At 64.6% G+C, this 14,384-nt stretch carries 13 protein-coding genes; 7 read left to right on the plus strand and 6 right to left on the minus strand.

Annotated elements, in window-relative coordinates:
• Positions 1–174: 174 nt before the first annotated feature.
• Both RX330_RS33005 and RX330_RS33010 read left to right on the plus strand, forming a co-directional pair.
• Positions 175–906: a transglutaminase-like cysteine peptidase gene (locus RX330_RS33005; protein WP_212087617.1), complete on the plus strand. Its 732-nt coding sequence runs from the start codon at positions 175–177 to the stop codon at positions 904–906.
• Positions 907–992: 86 nt separating this feature from the next.
• Positions 993–2,114, plus strand: a complete 1,122-nt coding sequence (locus RX330_RS33010) for a lysozyme inhibitor LprI family protein (RefSeq protein ID WP_317241258.1) — start codon at positions 993–995, stop codon at positions 2,112–2,114.
• Between the two features lie 176 nt (positions 2,115–2,290).
• On the opposite strand, the gene RX330_RS33015 is transcribed toward RX330_RS33010, so the two are convergent.
• The 6 genes from RX330_RS33015 to RX330_RS33040 all read right to left on the minus strand — a co-directional run bounded on the left by RX330_RS33015 (position 2,291) and on the right by RX330_RS33040 (position 9,141).
• Positions 2,291–3,490 carry an ABC transporter substrate-binding protein gene (locus RX330_RS33015; RefSeq protein ID WP_212087613.1) on the minus strand — a complete coding sequence of 400 codons (1,200 nt, stop codon included), beginning with the start codon at positions 3,488–3,490 and terminating at the stop codon, positions 2,291–2,293.
• A gap of 140 nt (positions 3,491–3,630) precedes the next feature.
• A complete protein-coding gene (locus RX330_RS33020) occupies positions 3,631–5,469 on the minus strand; it encodes an AMP-dependent synthetase/ligase (RefSeq protein ID WP_212087611.1) in 1,839 nt (612 codons plus the stop codon).
• A gap of 92 nt (positions 5,470–5,561) precedes the next feature.
• Positions 5,562–6,350, minus strand: a complete 789-nt coding sequence (locus tag RX330_RS33025) for an ABC transporter ATP-binding protein (protein WP_212087609.1) — start codon at positions 6,348–6,350, stop codon at positions 5,562–5,564.
• A gap of 3 nt (positions 6,351–6,353) precedes the next feature.
• A complete protein-coding gene (locus tag RX330_RS33030; protein ID WP_212087607.1) occupies positions 6,354–7,112 on the minus strand; it encodes an ABC transporter ATP-binding protein in 759 nt (252 codons plus the stop codon).
• The gene (locus RX330_RS33035) at positions 7,109–8,260 is read right to left on the minus strand and encodes a branched-chain amino acid ABC transporter permease (protein ID WP_212087605.1); all 1,152 of its coding nucleotides are present in this window, start codon (positions 8,258–8,260) and stop codon (positions 7,109–7,111) included. The genes RX330_RS33030 and RX330_RS33035 overlap by 4 nt, the downstream gene beginning before the upstream one ends.
• Before the next feature lie 5 nt (positions 8,261–8,265).
• Positions 8,266–9,141 (minus strand): branched-chain amino acid ABC transporter permease, encoded by an 876-nt coding sequence (locus tag RX330_RS33040; protein WP_212087603.1) that lies wholly within the window; start codon positions 9,139–9,141, stop codon positions 8,266–8,268.
• A gap of 275 nt (positions 9,142–9,416) precedes the next feature.
• On the opposite strand from RX330_RS33040, the gene RX330_RS33045 reads away from it, so the two are divergent.
• From RX330_RS33045 to RX330_RS33065, 5 genes are all read left to right on the plus strand, one after another.
• Positions 9,417–10,166 (plus strand): ABC transporter ATP-binding protein, encoded by a 750-nt coding sequence (locus RX330_RS33045; protein WP_317244018.1) that lies wholly within the window; start codon positions 9,417–9,419, stop codon positions 10,164–10,166.
• On the plus strand, positions 10,163–11,692 hold the full coding sequence (locus tag RX330_RS33050; protein ID WP_212087602.1) for a permease: 1,530 nt from the start codon (positions 10,163–10,165) through the stop codon (positions 11,690–11,692). Before RX330_RS33045 ends, RX330_RS33050 begins: the two co-directional genes overlap by 4 nt.
• A 91-nt stretch (positions 11,693–11,783) precedes the next feature.
• A complete protein-coding gene (locus RX330_RS33055) occupies positions 11,784–12,596 on the plus strand; it encodes an MBL fold metallo-hydrolase (protein ID WP_212087601.1) in 813 nt (270 codons plus the stop codon).
• A gap of 64 nt (positions 12,597–12,660) precedes the next feature.
• A complete protein-coding gene (locus RX330_RS33060; RefSeq protein ID WP_317241259.1) occupies positions 12,661–13,182 on the plus strand; it encodes a hypothetical protein in 522 nt (173 codons plus the stop codon).
• Positions 13,183–13,294: 112 nt separating this feature from the next.
• Entirely contained in the window at positions 13,295–14,347 is a 1,053-nt protein-coding gene (locus RX330_RS33065) for an amidohydrolase family protein (protein WP_317244019.1), read from the plus strand.
• The last annotated feature ends 37 nt before the right edge of the window (positions 14,348–14,384 follow it).

Raw genomic sequence — 14,384 nt, forward strand, 5'->3', positions numbered from 1 at the left:
AAAATTTTACGCAATCTGGACAGGCCGGTTTCAGCCTGTTCCCGCTTTTGGGAACCCCTGCCGGGCGCGTTAAGCAGAACAAAACGGCCCGTCTCGCACTATCTCCACGAAAGCAACAAAGCCCGGCGCGTCGAGGTCGAGGGGGACCTGGCGAAGCTCGGAAGGGGATGTCAGATGGAGACCGCTGCTCGCTCGCGCGCCTGGCGCGCAATCCTTGTCCTGTGCGGATTGGTCCTGCTCGGATCGTCCGCCGAGCTTCGCGCCGGCACGCTGCTGTCGCCGGGAGCAGGTCTTCTCGTGCGCAAATCCGCCGAGCCGTTCGGCGTGTTCGCCTTCGCCATCTCGTCCGGCAGCCTGCAGCAGAAATGGTCCGCGCTGAAGACCAGGCTCGACGACGACATGGTGCAGCTCGCGCTCTGCGACGGCGACCGGGACAATTGCGCATCGCCTGCGGCCGTGAAACTGCTCGCCATTGTCGACCAGGCCCGCACCCGCGATGGCCGCGCGCGGCTCGGCGAGACCAACCGGGCCGTCAACCTTGCCATCCGGGCCGCCAATGACGGCATCGACGACGTCTGGAGTTCGCCGCTTGCGACGTTCGCCCGCGGCGCCGGCGATTGCGAAGACTATGCCATCGCCAAGCTGGCCGCGCTGCGGCTGGCCGGCATTTCGTCCGAGGACCTCCGCATCGTCGTGGTGCGCGACACCCGGGCCGGCGAAGAGCATGCTGTCGTCGCAGCAAAGCTCGACGGGCGCTGGCTGATGCTCGACAACCGCCGCATGGCGATGATCGAGGACAACGCTGCGCAGGGCTACCAACCGCTGTTCACGCTCTACCAGTCGGCCGTGATGAAATATGTCGACGAACCCGCGCGGCTATCGATGCTCGCCTCCGAGGCACGTTGATCCATTCGGACGACATCCTCCACAAACCCATTCCACCGCGAGATCCGAGACGCTAGCATGGCGCCTTCCATGCGGAGGCAACTGGAATGCGGTTCGTGGTACCGACTGTGCTTGCGCTGCTGGTGTTGCCGGCGGCACCGGGCTTCGCGCAGTCCGGCACATCCGACCGCTCCGTCGCCGACCGGCTGCCGCTGTTTGCCAGAAATAACTGCCAGCAGATTCGTGATCCCGGCAATCAGTTGTTCTGCGGTGATGCCGCGCTCGCCGCCGCCGCCGAGAAGCTGAGCGCAGCGATCGAGGCGCGGCTCGCCCGCCTGCCCGATCGCCTGCCCGCGATCGAGGAAAACGCGATCTGGATCCGCCAGCGCAACCTCGGCTGCGGCATCGTCGGCCAGACTTCGATCCGCACCGACGATTTCGATCGGGTCAAAGCCTGCCTGCTCAAGGTGACGGAGGAACGCACCGCAATCGTGCGCGATCCTGATTTCGACTGTCTCGCAGCCAACACCGCAGCGGGCGCACTGATCTGTGCGGACCCGTCGCTGGCGCTGGCCGAAACCGAGCTCAACGGCCAGATGCTCGGCCTGATTGGCAAGCTGGACCCGACCGCGGCACGCTTTGCCTTCGCCGAATATGGCAGGTGGACACGCGAGCGCGATCGCAAATGCAATCTGGTCGGCAAGGAGAATGTGCCGCTCCAGGAGCTCGAAGCCGCGGAGGAGTGCCTTGCGGAGCATTCGCGGCGCAAGACCGACGAGATCCGCGCGGCCAAGGGCGACCCGAAGAAGGTGTTCGGCCGGCAGGTCGCGGCCCGCATCCCCGACACCGACGCGGTCGACTTCTGCGCAGCGCGCATCCATGCCGCCAATTCGTGCGGCAGTTTCCTCCGCATCAACCGCGTCTACGCGCTCGACAGCCAGGTGACAGGGCAGGAGGCGCAGGTCACAGGCGAAATCGAGATGGCCGTGCTCGCGCCCTTCAACATGTGCAGCAGGGTCGCCTCCACCTGCACCGGCACCTGCTGGGACGCCAAGACGGGTCGTCCGCAGCCGGGAGCCGGCAATGAGCGTTCCGCCGAGGCCTTCAACGTCACGCGACGCCTGCGGATCCAGCGAACGTTCGCTTTCGTGAAAGCCGCCGACGGCTGGCGTTGCCGGGAGGACGAGTTGGCGCCGGTGAGTTCGGGCACGGCAAGCGGGGGGTCGTAGGCTCTTACCCTCCCCTGGAGGGGGAGGGTCGCCACGCACGTAGCGAAGCGGAATGCGTAGCGGGGTGGGGTGACAGTCTCTCTACCGGAGTAGTGCCCGTTTAGAGAGATCACCCCACCCCGCTCGCGCTTCGCGCGATCGCCCCTCCCTCTCCAGGGGAGGGCGAATGCGAAGCATCAGAACATCAGATTGTCCTTCACCAGCACCCAGCGGCCGTTCTTCACCTGCTGCACCTGGGTGATGGTCGTGGCGAGATGGTTGGTCTTCGAGAATACGGTCGGCGGCGAATTGAAGATATCCTGGAACTTGTCGCCGGACTCGAGCGCGTCGAGCATCTTCTGGCCCGTGAGATCCTTGCCAGCCTTGTTGGCGTAATGCGCGAACGTCATCACCGCGTTGTAGCCGATGATGGCCTGGGTGTTGGCGTCGGCGCCAAACATCTTCTTGTAATTGACGAGCCAGTCCTTGACCTTGCCTTTCGCGGTGTCTTCATAGGGAATTTCGAAGCCGCTCGCGGCGTAGAGACCTTCGACGGCCTCCTTGCCGAGCGCCGGCACTTCGAGCACGTTAACGGGCGTGGCGCCGAGGAAGGTGACGTCCCATCCGAGCTTCTTCGCTTCACTCATCGTGCCGATCGGCTCACGCAGCACCGCGCCGAGCACGACGAGGTCGCAGCCATCGGACTTCATCTTGGCGACCTGCGCGCTGAAATCGGAGGCGCCGCGCTTGTAGCTCGTGATCGAAGCCGGCTGCACCTTCATGGCGGTGAGCTGCTGGTTGAAGCCGTCGAGCACGTTTTTGCCGTACTCGTCATCCTGATGCATGATGCAGGGCTTCTTGAAGTTCTTCCACTCCATCATGTATTTCAGCGCCGCGCGCGTGCTCTCGACATAGGGCAGGAGGTTGTTGAACTTCAATCGCTCCTGCGGCTTGGCCGGATCGAACTTGAAGGTGAACTCGGCCGCAGTCAGTGGAAAGAGCTGAAGCACGCCGGCGTCGAGCAGGATGTCCTGCGCGGCGAGCACGGTGGGCGATCCCATCGGCCCGACCATCGCGAAGATCTTGTCGCGCTCGATCAGTTTTTGCGACGCCAGCACGGCCTTCTTCGGATCGTAGCCGCTGTCCTCGACCACCAGCCGGATCTTGCGGCCGTTGATCCCGCCCGCAGCGTTGACCTCCTCGACGGCCATCTTCATGCCGTTGGAAACCGGGACGCCCCAGCCCTTGATCGGGCCCGACAGGTCCTGATGGGTGCCGATGACGATCTCGGTTGCCGAGATGCCCTCGTTGGTGATCTTGGTCTGCGCTGTGGCCGGCACACAGGTGAGCACCACGGCACCCACAGCAAGGCCGAATGCGCTGAACGATTTCGACATTGACGTCTCCTCTCCTAAGGGCCCGTATTACGCGAAGGGCGGGGGCCATCGCTCCTTCGCTTTCCCGAACGTGCTTTTCTCTTTTGCGCATGCCCCTTCTCGGAAAACCGGTTCCCACTTTTCCGGGGCATGCGTATGCGTCACGCCACCGCGCGCTGGCGATACATCGCTTCGATCTCGGCGGCGTAGCGCTTGTTCACGAAACCGCGCTTCAGCTTCATGGTCGGGGTCAGTTCTTCGTCTTCCGGCGTAAGCTGGCGCTCGATCAGGTAGAACTTCTTGATGGTCTCGACGCGGGCAAAATTGCCATTGACCTGCTCGATCTCGCGACCGATCAGATCCTGGATCTCCGTCGCCCGGCACAGGCTGGCATAGTTGGTGAAGGGGATGTCGTGGTCCTGGGCGAACTTCTCGACATTCTCCTGGTCTATCATCACGAGGCAGGTCAGGTACGGCCGCTTGTCGCCGATCACCACGGCGTCGGAGATGTAGGGCGAGAATTTGAGCTGGTTCTCGATCTCCGAGGGCGTGATGTTCTTGCCGCCGGAGGTAATGATGATGTCCTTCATCCGGTCGGTGATCCGGACGAAGCCCTCGTTGTCGATGGTGCCGACGTCCCCGGTGTGCAGCCAGCCGCGGGAATCGATGGTCTCGGCGGTCTTCTCCGGCTGGTTCAGATAACCCATGAACAGGAAATCGCCCTTGATCAGGATCTCGCCGTCGGGCGACAGCGCGACCTCGCCCCAGGGCACCGCCGTGCCGACCGAACCGAGCTTGATCCGCTCCGCCGGCATCATGGTGGCGACGCCGCAATTCTCGGTCTGACCGTAGAGCTCGTGCACGTCGATTCCGAGCGCGAGGTACCAGCGGATGAGCTCCGGCGCGATCGGCGCGGCGCCGGTGAAAGCGATACGGCAACGGTCGAGCCCGATCATGCGGCGGATGTTGCGGAATGCGATGCGATAGGCGAGACCATTGGCGATGCGCAGCGACAGCGGCGGCGTCTTGCCTTCGAGCCGATAATCGACCATGCGGTAGCCGATGCCGATGGCACCGCGATAGACCCATTGCTGGAGCGGCGTCGCATCCTTCAGCGCGATGGTGATCGCGGAATAGAATTTCTCCCAGATGCGCGGCACCGCGAGGAAGACGGTCGGCTGCACCTCGCGCAAATTGTCCGGCACGGTCTCCGGGCTCTCGGCAAAATTCATCACCGAACCGAGCGCGACCGAGATGTAGTAGCCCCCGACGCGTTCGGCGACGTGGCAGAGCGGCAGGAAGATCAGCCGCTCATCGTCATCTCGCGCCGGGATGAAGTCATTGGCATGCCGCATCTGGTGCGTGACGCTGCGGTTGGCGTGCATCGCGCCCTTGGGCGGACCGGTCGTACCGGACGTATAGACGAGGATGGCGAGATCGTCGGCGCCGCGGCTGTCGATCATTTCCTGCCACAGCGCTTCGCGGCCGACCATGTGATTGCGGCCCAGCGCGCGAAATTCGTCGAGCGACATCACCATGTCGTCGGAGAAGCCGCTCAGGCCTTCCATGTCGAACACGATGATCTTCCGCAAGCTCGCGCAGCGCGCGCGGCAGGCGAGGATCTTGTCGAGCTGCTCCTCGTCCTCGGCGAAGATCACCTTCGTCCTGGAATCATTGACGACATATTCGACCTGGGACGACGCATCGGTGGGATAGATACCCGAGGAGACGCCGCCTGCGCACAGGACGCCCATGTCGGCATGGACCCATTCGGGAACCGCGTTGGCGATGATGGAGGCGACGTCGCCGGGCATGAAGTCGATCGCGCGAAGCGCGTAGGCGATTTCCTTCGATGCCTCCAGCCACTCGCGCCAGCTCGTCGGCTGCCAGATGCCGAATTTCTTCTCGCGGATCGCCGGCCGCTCGCCCCGCGTCTCGGCAGCGCGCAAAAAGCTTCTTGCGATCGTATCAGCGACCGTCAGCACCGCCGGCCGGACCATGCGCCTCTCCTCCCTGTCGCCCCCGCCGCTGCCTGCCTTGCCGGCGGTCTTTGCTTGCGGATGGGCCATCACATCTTACTGCCGGCTCTTCCTCACCGCCACGTCTTCTTCTTTTTCCAGCGCCGCTCGCCCCGCGCGCCAGCTTCCTTGGCGCCAAGGTAGAACTCCTGGATGTCCTGGGAATGCATCAAGCGGTCGCAGCTGTCGTTCATCACGATGCGGCCGATTTCCAGCACATAGCCGTAATGCGCGGTCTCCAGCGCCACCTTGGCGTTCTGCTCGACCAGCAGGATGGACATGCCCTGCTCCTCGTTGACGCGGCGGATGATGGTAAAGATCTCCTTCACCAGCAGCGGCGACAGGCCGAGCGAGGGCTCGTCGAGCAGAAGCAGCGTCGGCCGGTTCATCAGGGCACGCCCGATCGCCAGCATCTGCTGCTCGCCGCCGGAGAGCTGGCCGGCCGGCTGGTTGATGCGCTCCTTCAGCCGCGGGAAATAGCCGTAAACCCGCTCCAGATCCTCCGCGACGCCGTCGCGGTCCTTGCGCGGATAGGCCCCCATCATCAGGTTCTCGCGCACGGACAGGAACGGAAACACCTCGCGCCCCTCCGGCACGTGACTGAGGCCGAGCCGCACGATCCTGTCGGCTTCCATGCGCTGGATCGGCTTGCCCATGAATTCGATCGAGCCCTTCTGGGGATCGAGAATGCCCGAGATTGTCTTCAGGACCGTGGTCTTGCCGGCGCCGTTGGCCCCCAGCAGCGTGACGATGCGGCCGCGCGGCACTTCCAGCGAGATGCCGCGGATCGCCATGATCGGCCCGTAATAGCTCTCGATATTGGAGAGCTTCAGGATCGTCTCGGGTGTCACCGCGGCATCCATACGTCAGGCTCCCAGATAGGCGGCGACGACATCGGGATGCTGCTGAACCTCTGCGGGCGATCCCATCGCCAGCACCCTTCCATAGTTCAGCGCGATGACGCGGTCGGAGACGCGGTTGACCAGCGACATGTCGTGCTCGACCATCAGCACGGTGATGCCGAGCTCGTTCTTCAAGTCGCGGATCCAGAACGACATGTCGTCGGTCTCCTCGACATTGAGGCCGGACGACGGCTCGTCGAGCAGGATCAGCTTCGGCTCCGAGCACAGTGCGCGCGCCAGCTCGATCACCTTGCGCACGCCGTACGGTAGGCCGGAGATCAACTTGTCGCGATAGGGCTCGAGATCGAGGAGTTCGATGACCTGCTCGACCCGGCGGCGGTGCACCTTTTCGTTGGCCCGCACGCTCGGCAGGAACAGGAATTCCTGCCAGAGCTGCGTGGTCGAATGCCGATGGCGGCCGACCAGGAGGTTGGCGAGCACGGTCGCATTCTCGAACAGCTCGATGTTCTGGAAGGTCCGGGCGATGCCGAGCTTCGCGATGTCGTAGGGTGGCTCCTCCGTGATGTCCTGGTCCTCGAAGAAGATGCGGCCCGAGGTCGGCCGGTAGATCCGCGAGATCAGGTTGAAGATCGAGCTCTTGCCGGCGCCGTTCGGCCCGATGATCGACAGGATCTCGCCCTTCTCGACCGCAAAGGACACCGCATCGACGGCCTTGAGGCCCCCGAAATGCAGCGACAGGTTCTCGGCGCGAAAATAGCTCATCGGTTCCGCTCCGACTTCACGTAGATCTTCTGCCGCTTGAAGGTGGCGCGCTTGTAGAGCGGGAACAGCTGGAAGAAGAGCTTGATCTTGAGCCAGCGGCCGTAGAGTCCGAGCGGCTCGAACAACACGAAAAGCACGATGATGATGCCGTAGATCGCGCCCTTCAGGCCGTTGAGCGAGGCGAAGGCCGCGACGCTCGACTGGATGTTGGCCGCGGTCGCCGCGCCCGCGCCGAACGCGGCGGCGATGCCGGCGATGATGCCGGGCATGTCGTCCTTCAGGTAGGTCAGGAACGGATCGATCATCACGATGAAGATCGCGCCCAGGACCGCGCCGTGCAGGCTGAAGGTGCCGCCGATCAGGATCACGATGATGAACTCGATCGAGAGCTGGAGCGTGAACATCTCCGGCGAGATGAAGGAGAGCTTGTGGGCGAACAGCACGCCGGCAAAGCCGGTGATTGCCGCCGAGATCGCAAAGGACTTCACCTTGTAGAGCGCGACGTTGACGCCCATGCTGCGCGCCGCCGTCTCGGAGTCGCGGATCGCAACAAAGGCCCGGCCTGTCGGCGAGCGCAGCAGATTGAGCGTGCCGACGATGGTCAGCACCAGCACGGCGAGGCAGAGGAAATAGAAGGCCGGGCTGTCGCGCGGCACTGCGACGCCGAGCAGCGACAGCGTCTTGACCCGCATGCCCTCATTGCCGTGAGTGACGCTCTCCCAGCGCGCCAGAATCTCCTCGACGATCAGGGCAAAGGAGATGGTGGCGATGACGAGATAGATGCCGGTCAGGCGCAGCGCCGGAAAGCCGACCATCGCTCCGATCAGGCCGGCCAACGCGCCGGCGGCGAGGAAGTAGACCGGGAACGGAACATTGTATTTCTGGAGATATGCGGCAGTGTAAGCGCCGATCGCGAGGAACGCGGCGTGGCCGAGCGAGGCCTGGCCGGTAAAGCCGGTCAGGATCAGCAGCGCGACTCCGACGGTCGCATAGATGCAGACGAAGACGAGCTGGCTCATCAGATAGCTGGAGAGCACAAAGGGTGCGATCAGCAGCAGCGTGAGCAGGATGCCGTAGGTGACGATGTAGCCCGAATGCGGGAACAGCTTGATGTCGTCTTCATAGTCGGTCTTGAACAGGAAGCGCATGGCGTTCAGACCTTCTTGCGGACGTGATGGCCGAACAGACCTTCCGGCTTCAGGAGCAGCACCGCGAGCAGCACGAGGTACGGCGCGACGTCCTTCCAGCCCTCGGGCAGGTAGAAGCCCGCCATGCTCTCGATCACGCCGATCAGGACGCCGCCGACCACCGCCCCCGGGATCGAGCCGAAGCCGCCGAGGACCGCGGCGGGAAACGCCTTCAGGCCGAGCACGAGGCCGACATTGGAATGGATGAAGGTGATCGGCGCCAGCAGCACGCCGGCGCAGGTCGCGACCGCCGCGCTGATCGCCCAGACGATCGACACCACGCGCTTGACCGGGATGCCCATGTAGTAGGCAGCGAGCATGTTCTCGGAACTGGCGCGCATCGCAGTGCCGAGCGTGGTCTTGTTGAAGAAGAGATAGAGCAGCGTGCACAGGATCATCGTCGCCGCGATCACCGACAGCTTGTCGTAGGCGAGCACCAGCGATCCGATCCGCAGCACGCCCTGGCTGAACGGTGTCTCGATCTTCAGATCATCGGTGCCCCATATCATGCCGGCGATCGAGCGCAGGAAATAGCCGAGGCCGATGGTCGCCATGATGATCGAGAACTGGGGATAGCCGAGGATCGGCCGTACCACCACGCGCTCTGCCACCATGCCGAACAGCGCCATTGCGGCCACCGCGCCGGCAAAGCCGAGCCAGTAGTTCAGGCCCATCATGCCGATGAAGGTGAAGGCGAAGAAGCCGCCGAGCATCATCAGATCGCCCTGGGCGAAATTGACGACCTCGGTGGCCTTGTAGACGAGCACGAAGCCGAGCGCGATCAGGCCGTAAACGCAGCCGAGCGCAACACCGCTGACCAGCTGCTGAACGAAATCCAGCATTGACGCGCGTCCTCCCGATACAACGGGCGGTTCTTCCCGACCGCCCTGCCGCATCTTGTGTCCAGTCGCTACGCAGTCGTTTCGCCGCGTCAGCGCCATTTGTCCGGAACCAATTCAGCCTGAACCGTCCAGCGCTGTCAACAAACGGTGACTTGTCGGGGTGGCTTGCCTTTAGTCCAATCCGGAGCACGGAATTTGCGGCAGCGCGATTCACGGTGCCGAAACATCTTCGAGTCATGGTCGCGGGCGATGCAGAACCGCATGGTATGGCCGTCATGAAGCCGGATAGCTCGGCGCTGGAAGTGCTGGGGTTAACGAAGCGTTTTGACCGTCTGGCGGTCGACGGCCTCGATCTCACCATCCACGCCAGCGAATTCTATGCGCTGGTGGGGCCCAACGGCGCCGGCAAGACCACGACGCTGCGCATGGTTGCGGGCCTGCTGCGCCCCGATGCCGGCTCGGTCTCGATCTTCGGCGTCGATGCGCTCCAGGACCCCGTCGCGGCCAAGCAGATGATGGCGTGGGTCTCCGACGAGCCGATGATCTACGACAAGCTGACCCCGCTCGAATATCTCGAATTCGTCGCCGGCCTCTGGGGCATCGCACCATCGGCCTCGGAGCCGGTCGCGCAGGAGCTCCTCACCTCGCTCGGCCTCGCGCCGCACCGGCACGAGCGCTGCGAGGGCTTTTCCAAGGGCATGCGCCAAAAGGTGGCGCTGGCCGGCGCGCTGGTCCACGATCCCCGCCTCATCATTCTCGACGAGCCGCTGACGGGGCTCGATGCCGTCTCTGCCCGCCACGTGAAGGGTCTTCTCGGCGAGCGCGTCCGCGCCGGCTGCACCGTCATCATGACCACGCATATTCTCGAGGTGGCCGAGCGGATGGCCGACCGCATCGGCGTGATCGCCTCGGGCCGCCTCGTCGCCCAGGGCACGCTGACCGAGCTGCGCCAGCAGAACGGCCACGCCGACACCAGCCTGGAGGATCTCTTCATCGCGCTGGTGACGCTTCCGGAAGCCGCATGAGCTCGGCAACCGCGCTCTCCTGGTTTGCCCGCCACGAGCTGCGGCTCGCCTGGCGCGAATGGCTCGCCATGATGACCGGCGGACGACGCAAGCGGACGCGCGCCGCCATCATCGGCCTGATCTGCTTCGCCGCGCTGCTGCACCTGCCGGCCTGGGCGGTGATCGGCCGCTTCGCCGATCTGCAATTGCCGCTCGACAAGGCCTCGCTGATCGTGATCTCGGCGACGATTTTTCTCGCCTGGACCTTGATGCTGTCGCAGGCCATCGAATCGGTGACGCGGGTGTTCTACGCCCGCGCCGATCTCGACCTGATCATGTCCTCGCCGGCGAGGCTGGCCAATCTGTTCTCGGTCCGCATCGCCGCGATCGCGCTGACCGTCACCGCGATGGCGCTGCTGTTCTCGACACCCTTCATCGACGTGCTCGTGATCGGCGGCGGGGCACGCTGGCTCGCGACATTCGGGGTGGTCGTCGCCATGGGCCTGTCGGCCGCGGCGATCGCGATCGCCGTCACCATCCTGCTGTTTCGTCTGATCGGCCCGGCGCGGACGCGCCTCATCGCCCAGATCCTCGCCGCGATCATCGGCGCCGGATTCGTGATCGCGCTCCAGGTCGCCGCGATCATGTCCTACGGCACGCTGTCGCGCATCACCATCCTGACCTCGGGCAGCGTGGCCGCTCATGCCCCCGATGTCGACAGCATCTGGTGGTGGCCTGCGCGGGCTGTGATGGGCGACAGCGAAGCGCTGCTGCTGCTCCTCGCGCTCGCTTTGGTGCTGCTCGGAAGCGTCATGGCGATCTTCTCGCACCGCTTTGCCGACACGGCGATCGATGCCGCAGCCTACGGCACCTCCGGCAGCAAGCGCACCAGGGAGCGTCCGTTCCGCCGCGGATCGCGGCAGCAGGCGCTGCGGCGCAAGGAATTCTCGCTGCTCTGGCGGGATCCCTGGCTGATCTCGCAGACATTGATGCAACTGCTCTATCTGGTGCCGCCGGCGCTGCTGCTCTGGCGCAACTTTGCCGACAGCTCAGCGGCGCTGACGCTGATCACGCCCGTCATCGTGATGGCGGCCGGACAGCTTGCCGGCGGGCTCGCCTGGCTGACGATCTCGGGCGAGGACGCCCCCGACCTGGTCGCGACCGCGCCGCTGACACCGTCGAGCGTCACCCGCGCCAAGATCGAGGTGGTGCTGATCGCCATCGCCGTCATCTTCTGCCCGCTGGTGGCGGCACTCGCCTTCGCCTCGCCCTATCAGGCCGCGATCAGTGCCGGCGCGATCATCGTCAGTGCGGCTTCGGCAACCGCGATCCAGCTCTGGTTCCGGGTGCAGGCGCGGCGCAGCCAATTTCGCCGTCGCCAGACCTCGTCGCGGCTCGCGACCTTCGCCGAAGCCTTCTCCTCGATCGGCTGGGCCGCGACGGCAGCGCTGCTGCTTGCGCTCCCCATCGCGGGCCTCATCAGCGGCCTGATCACCGCGAGCCTCGTTGCGATCACCTGGAAGCTCCGCCCAAGACGCGAGCAATAGGTGCGACACTGACGCGCTGTTGATCCCAGCCCATTGGCGAGGCGCTGCATTGCACGTTAGACTTCGCCGTGAAGTCATCGGGGACGGATACATGCGGCGACTGGTTTCGGCGGCTCTGGCTCTGTTCGGTGCATTCCTCACCCCTGCTCTCGCCCAGCAACCGCAGCGCAGCGAGTGCCTGGCGATGGCCAATGCCGCGCCGCGGGCCATGCCGGTCGCGTTCCGGCAGGCCGCCGGCTCCGCCGAGGTCGAGATCACTTACGCCGGCCATTCGACCTACTACATCGACACGCCCGCCGGCTTGCGTATCGCCACCGACTATAGCGGCGCCTATCAGGTCGGCCGGCTGCCCGACGTCGTCACCATGAACCGCGCCCACAGCACGCACTACACCTTGTTCCCGGACAGGCGTATTCCCCATGTGCTGCATGGCTGGAGCGAGGACGGCAAGCCCGCGATCGTGTCGACCCGCGTCGGAGACACCATCATCCGCAACGTCACGACCGACATCCGCCGCTATTTCGGTGATGATGCCGGCGCCGACATGATCCGCGACGGCAATTCGATCTTCATCTTCGAGGTCGCCGGCCTCTGCATCGGCCATCTCGGCCATCTCCACCACAAGCTCGACGACAGCCATTTCGCCCAGATCGGACGGCTCGACATCGTGATGGTGCCGATCGACGGCACCTATACCATGTCGCTGGGAGGCATCTCCGAGATCACCAAGCGCCTGCGCTCCTCCGTGGTGCTGCCGATGCACCGCTTCGCCACGCCGCTCGACGATTTCATGCGCCGGATCGGCCAGGACTTCGAGATCGACCGCCGTACCGAACGCTCGTTCCGGATGTCGCGGGATGGACTGCCGTCGAAGCCGACGGTGATCATCCTCGACGGGGTCTGAGGCGCAATTTTCTCCAAGTCGTCTGCGGCCGGTCGTGCTGGTCTCCTCGCAACAGGAGATCGACATGACCGACTTTGCAAGATTGTTGCACGCGGACGGGCCAAACCTCGAACATGAGGCGGCGCTCCAACTTTACGGCCGCTTCGTCGGGGACTGGGATGCCGAGATCACCGCTTACAGCTCCGATGGAACGAGGCATACCGCGCCAGGCGAGATCCATTTCGGCTGGGTGCTGCAGGGCCGCGCCGTGCAGGACGTCTGGATCATCCCCCGGCTTGCAGGCGCGCCGGAATTTCCGATCGCCGGCAATTGGTACGGCACGACGTTTCGAGTATATGACCCGACCATCGCGGGATGGCGGATTTCCTGGTTCGACCCCGGCCGGAGCTTGTTCCGCCAGCAGATCGGCCGTCCGCGCGGCGATGACATCGTGCAGGAAGGCACGACCGAGGCGGGCGAATCGACGCGCTGGAGCTTCACCGAGATCACCGGCGATTCCTTCCATTGGCTTGGCGAGGTCAAGCCTGCCGCGGCTGCGGACTGGCGGCTCACGGTGGCTGTGAGAGCGAGGCGGCGCAAGGGCTGACGACGACCCGGCTGTGCTCACGACGATAGGCGCGGTTGCATAGCGCGCGCTGCTGCGCGTCGAGATGAAGTGCTAGGCTCCCGCCACAAGAACAAGGAGGGAGCGAATGCCGATGGCTGCAAGCGGAGTGCCCGCCAACACGAGCGGGCTGTTCGTCGAGCCGCGCGAGGACTGGCTCGCGCTGCACCAGGAGGAGATCATCGATCCGGCGCGGCCGATCGTCGATCCCCATCACCATCTCTGGAATCGCGGGCACCGTTATCTGATCGAGGAGATGGCCGCGGACATCGCGAGCGGCCACAACGTCATCGCCACGGTCTATGTCGACTGCCGCTCGATGTACCGCGCGCATGGGCCGGAGGCGTTCCGGCCGGTCGGCGAGGTCGAGTTCGCCAACGGCGTCGCCGCGATGAGCGCGAGCGGCGCTTACGGCAAAGCGGCGATCTGTGCCGGCATCGTCAGCCACGCCAATCTGTTGCTCGGCGACGCCGCCAAGGGGGTGCTGGAAGCCGAGATCGCGGCCGGCAACGGCCGCTTCCGCGGCATCAGGCATTCCTCGGCCTGGGACCAGGACCCCGTCGTCGCCGGCATGTACGCCAACAGGCAGAAAGGCCTGTTGCAGGACCCAGCCTTCCGCCGAGGCTTTGCTTGCCTCGCGCCGCTGAACCTTAGCTTCGATGCCTGGCTGTTCCACCCGCAGATCGGCGAACTGACTGAACTGGCCCGCGCCTTCCCCGATACCAGGATCGTGCTTGACCATTGCGGCGGCCCCGCCGGTATCGGCCGCTTTGCAGGACGGCGCGAGGAGGTGTTTCCGCAATGGCGCGCCTCGATCCGGGAAATCGCAAAATGCGAGAACGTGGTGGTGAAGCTCGGCGGGCTCGCCATGTGCCTGCTCGGCTACGACTTCCATCTGCGCGAGAGGCCGCCGTCATCCGAGGAGCTTGCCGCTGCCTGGCGACCCTACATCGAAACCTGCATCGAGGCGTTCGGACACAAGCGCGCGATGTTCGAAAGCAATTTCCCGCCGGACAAGGGCCAGTGCAGCTACCAGGTGATCTTCAACGCCTTCAAGCGCATCGCATCGCCCCTGAGCGAGGCCGAGAAGACAGCGCTGTTCTCGCAGACCGCGATCGACGTCTATCGGCTCGAATTGCCGTCATGACGAGAAGAGGGGCCGGGATGTAATCCCGACCCCTCTT

This window comes from Bradyrhizobium sp. NDS-1, assembly GCF_032918005.1.
Taxonomy (GTDB): domain Bacteria; phylum Pseudomonadota; class Alphaproteobacteria; order Rhizobiales; family Xanthobacteraceae; genus Bradyrhizobium; species Bradyrhizobium tunisiense.

Excerpts from the sequence above, each read along its gene's own strand:
- RX330_RS33005 (WP_212087617.1), top strand. The coding sequence starts at position 175 with ATGGAGACCGCTGCTCGCTCGCGCGCCTGGCGCGCAATCCTTGTCCTG.
- RX330_RS33010 (WP_317241258.1), top strand. The coding sequence starts at position 993 with ATGCGGTTCGTGGTACCGACTGTGCTTGCGCTGCTGGTGTTGCCGGCG.
- RX330_RS33015 (WP_212087613.1), bottom strand. The coding sequence starts at position 3,490 with ATGTCGAAATCGTTCAGCGCATTCGGCCTTGCTGTGGGTGCCGTGGTG.
- RX330_RS33020 (WP_212087611.1), bottom strand. The coding sequence starts at position 5,469 with ATGGTCCGGCCGGCGGTGCTGACGGTCGCTGATACGATCGCAAGAAGC.
- RX330_RS33025 (WP_212087609.1), bottom strand. The coding sequence starts at position 6,350 with ATGGATGCCGCGGTGACACCCGAGACGATCCTGAAGCTCTCCAATATC.
- RX330_RS33030 (WP_212087607.1), bottom strand. The coding sequence starts at position 7,112 with ATGAGCTATTTTCGCGCCGAGAACCTGTCGCTGCATTTCGGGGGCCTC.
- RX330_RS33035 (WP_212087605.1), bottom strand. The coding sequence starts at position 8,260 with ATGCGCTTCCTGTTCAAGACCGACTATGAAGACGACATCAAGCTGTTC.
- RX330_RS33040 (WP_212087603.1), bottom strand. The coding sequence starts at position 9,141 with ATGCTGGATTTCGTTCAGCAGCTGGTCAGCGGTGTTGCGCTCGGCTGC.
- RX330_RS33045 (WP_317244018.1), top strand. The coding sequence starts at position 9,417 with ATGAAGCCGGATAGCTCGGCGCTGGAAGTGCTGGGGTTAACGAAGCGT.
- RX330_RS33050 (WP_212087602.1), top strand. The coding sequence starts at position 10,163 with ATGAGCTCGGCAACCGCGCTCTCCTGGTTTGCCCGCCACGAGCTGCGG.
- RX330_RS33055 (WP_212087601.1), top strand. The coding sequence starts at position 11,784 with ATGCGGCGACTGGTTTCGGCGGCTCTGGCTCTGTTCGGTGCATTCCTC.
- RX330_RS33060 (WP_317241259.1), top strand. The coding sequence starts at position 12,661 with ATGACCGACTTTGCAAGATTGTTGCACGCGGACGGGCCAAACCTCGAA.
- RX330_RS33065 (WP_317244019.1), top strand. The coding sequence starts at position 13,295 with ATGGCTGCAAGCGGAGTGCCCGCCAACACGAGCGGGCTGTTCGTCGAG.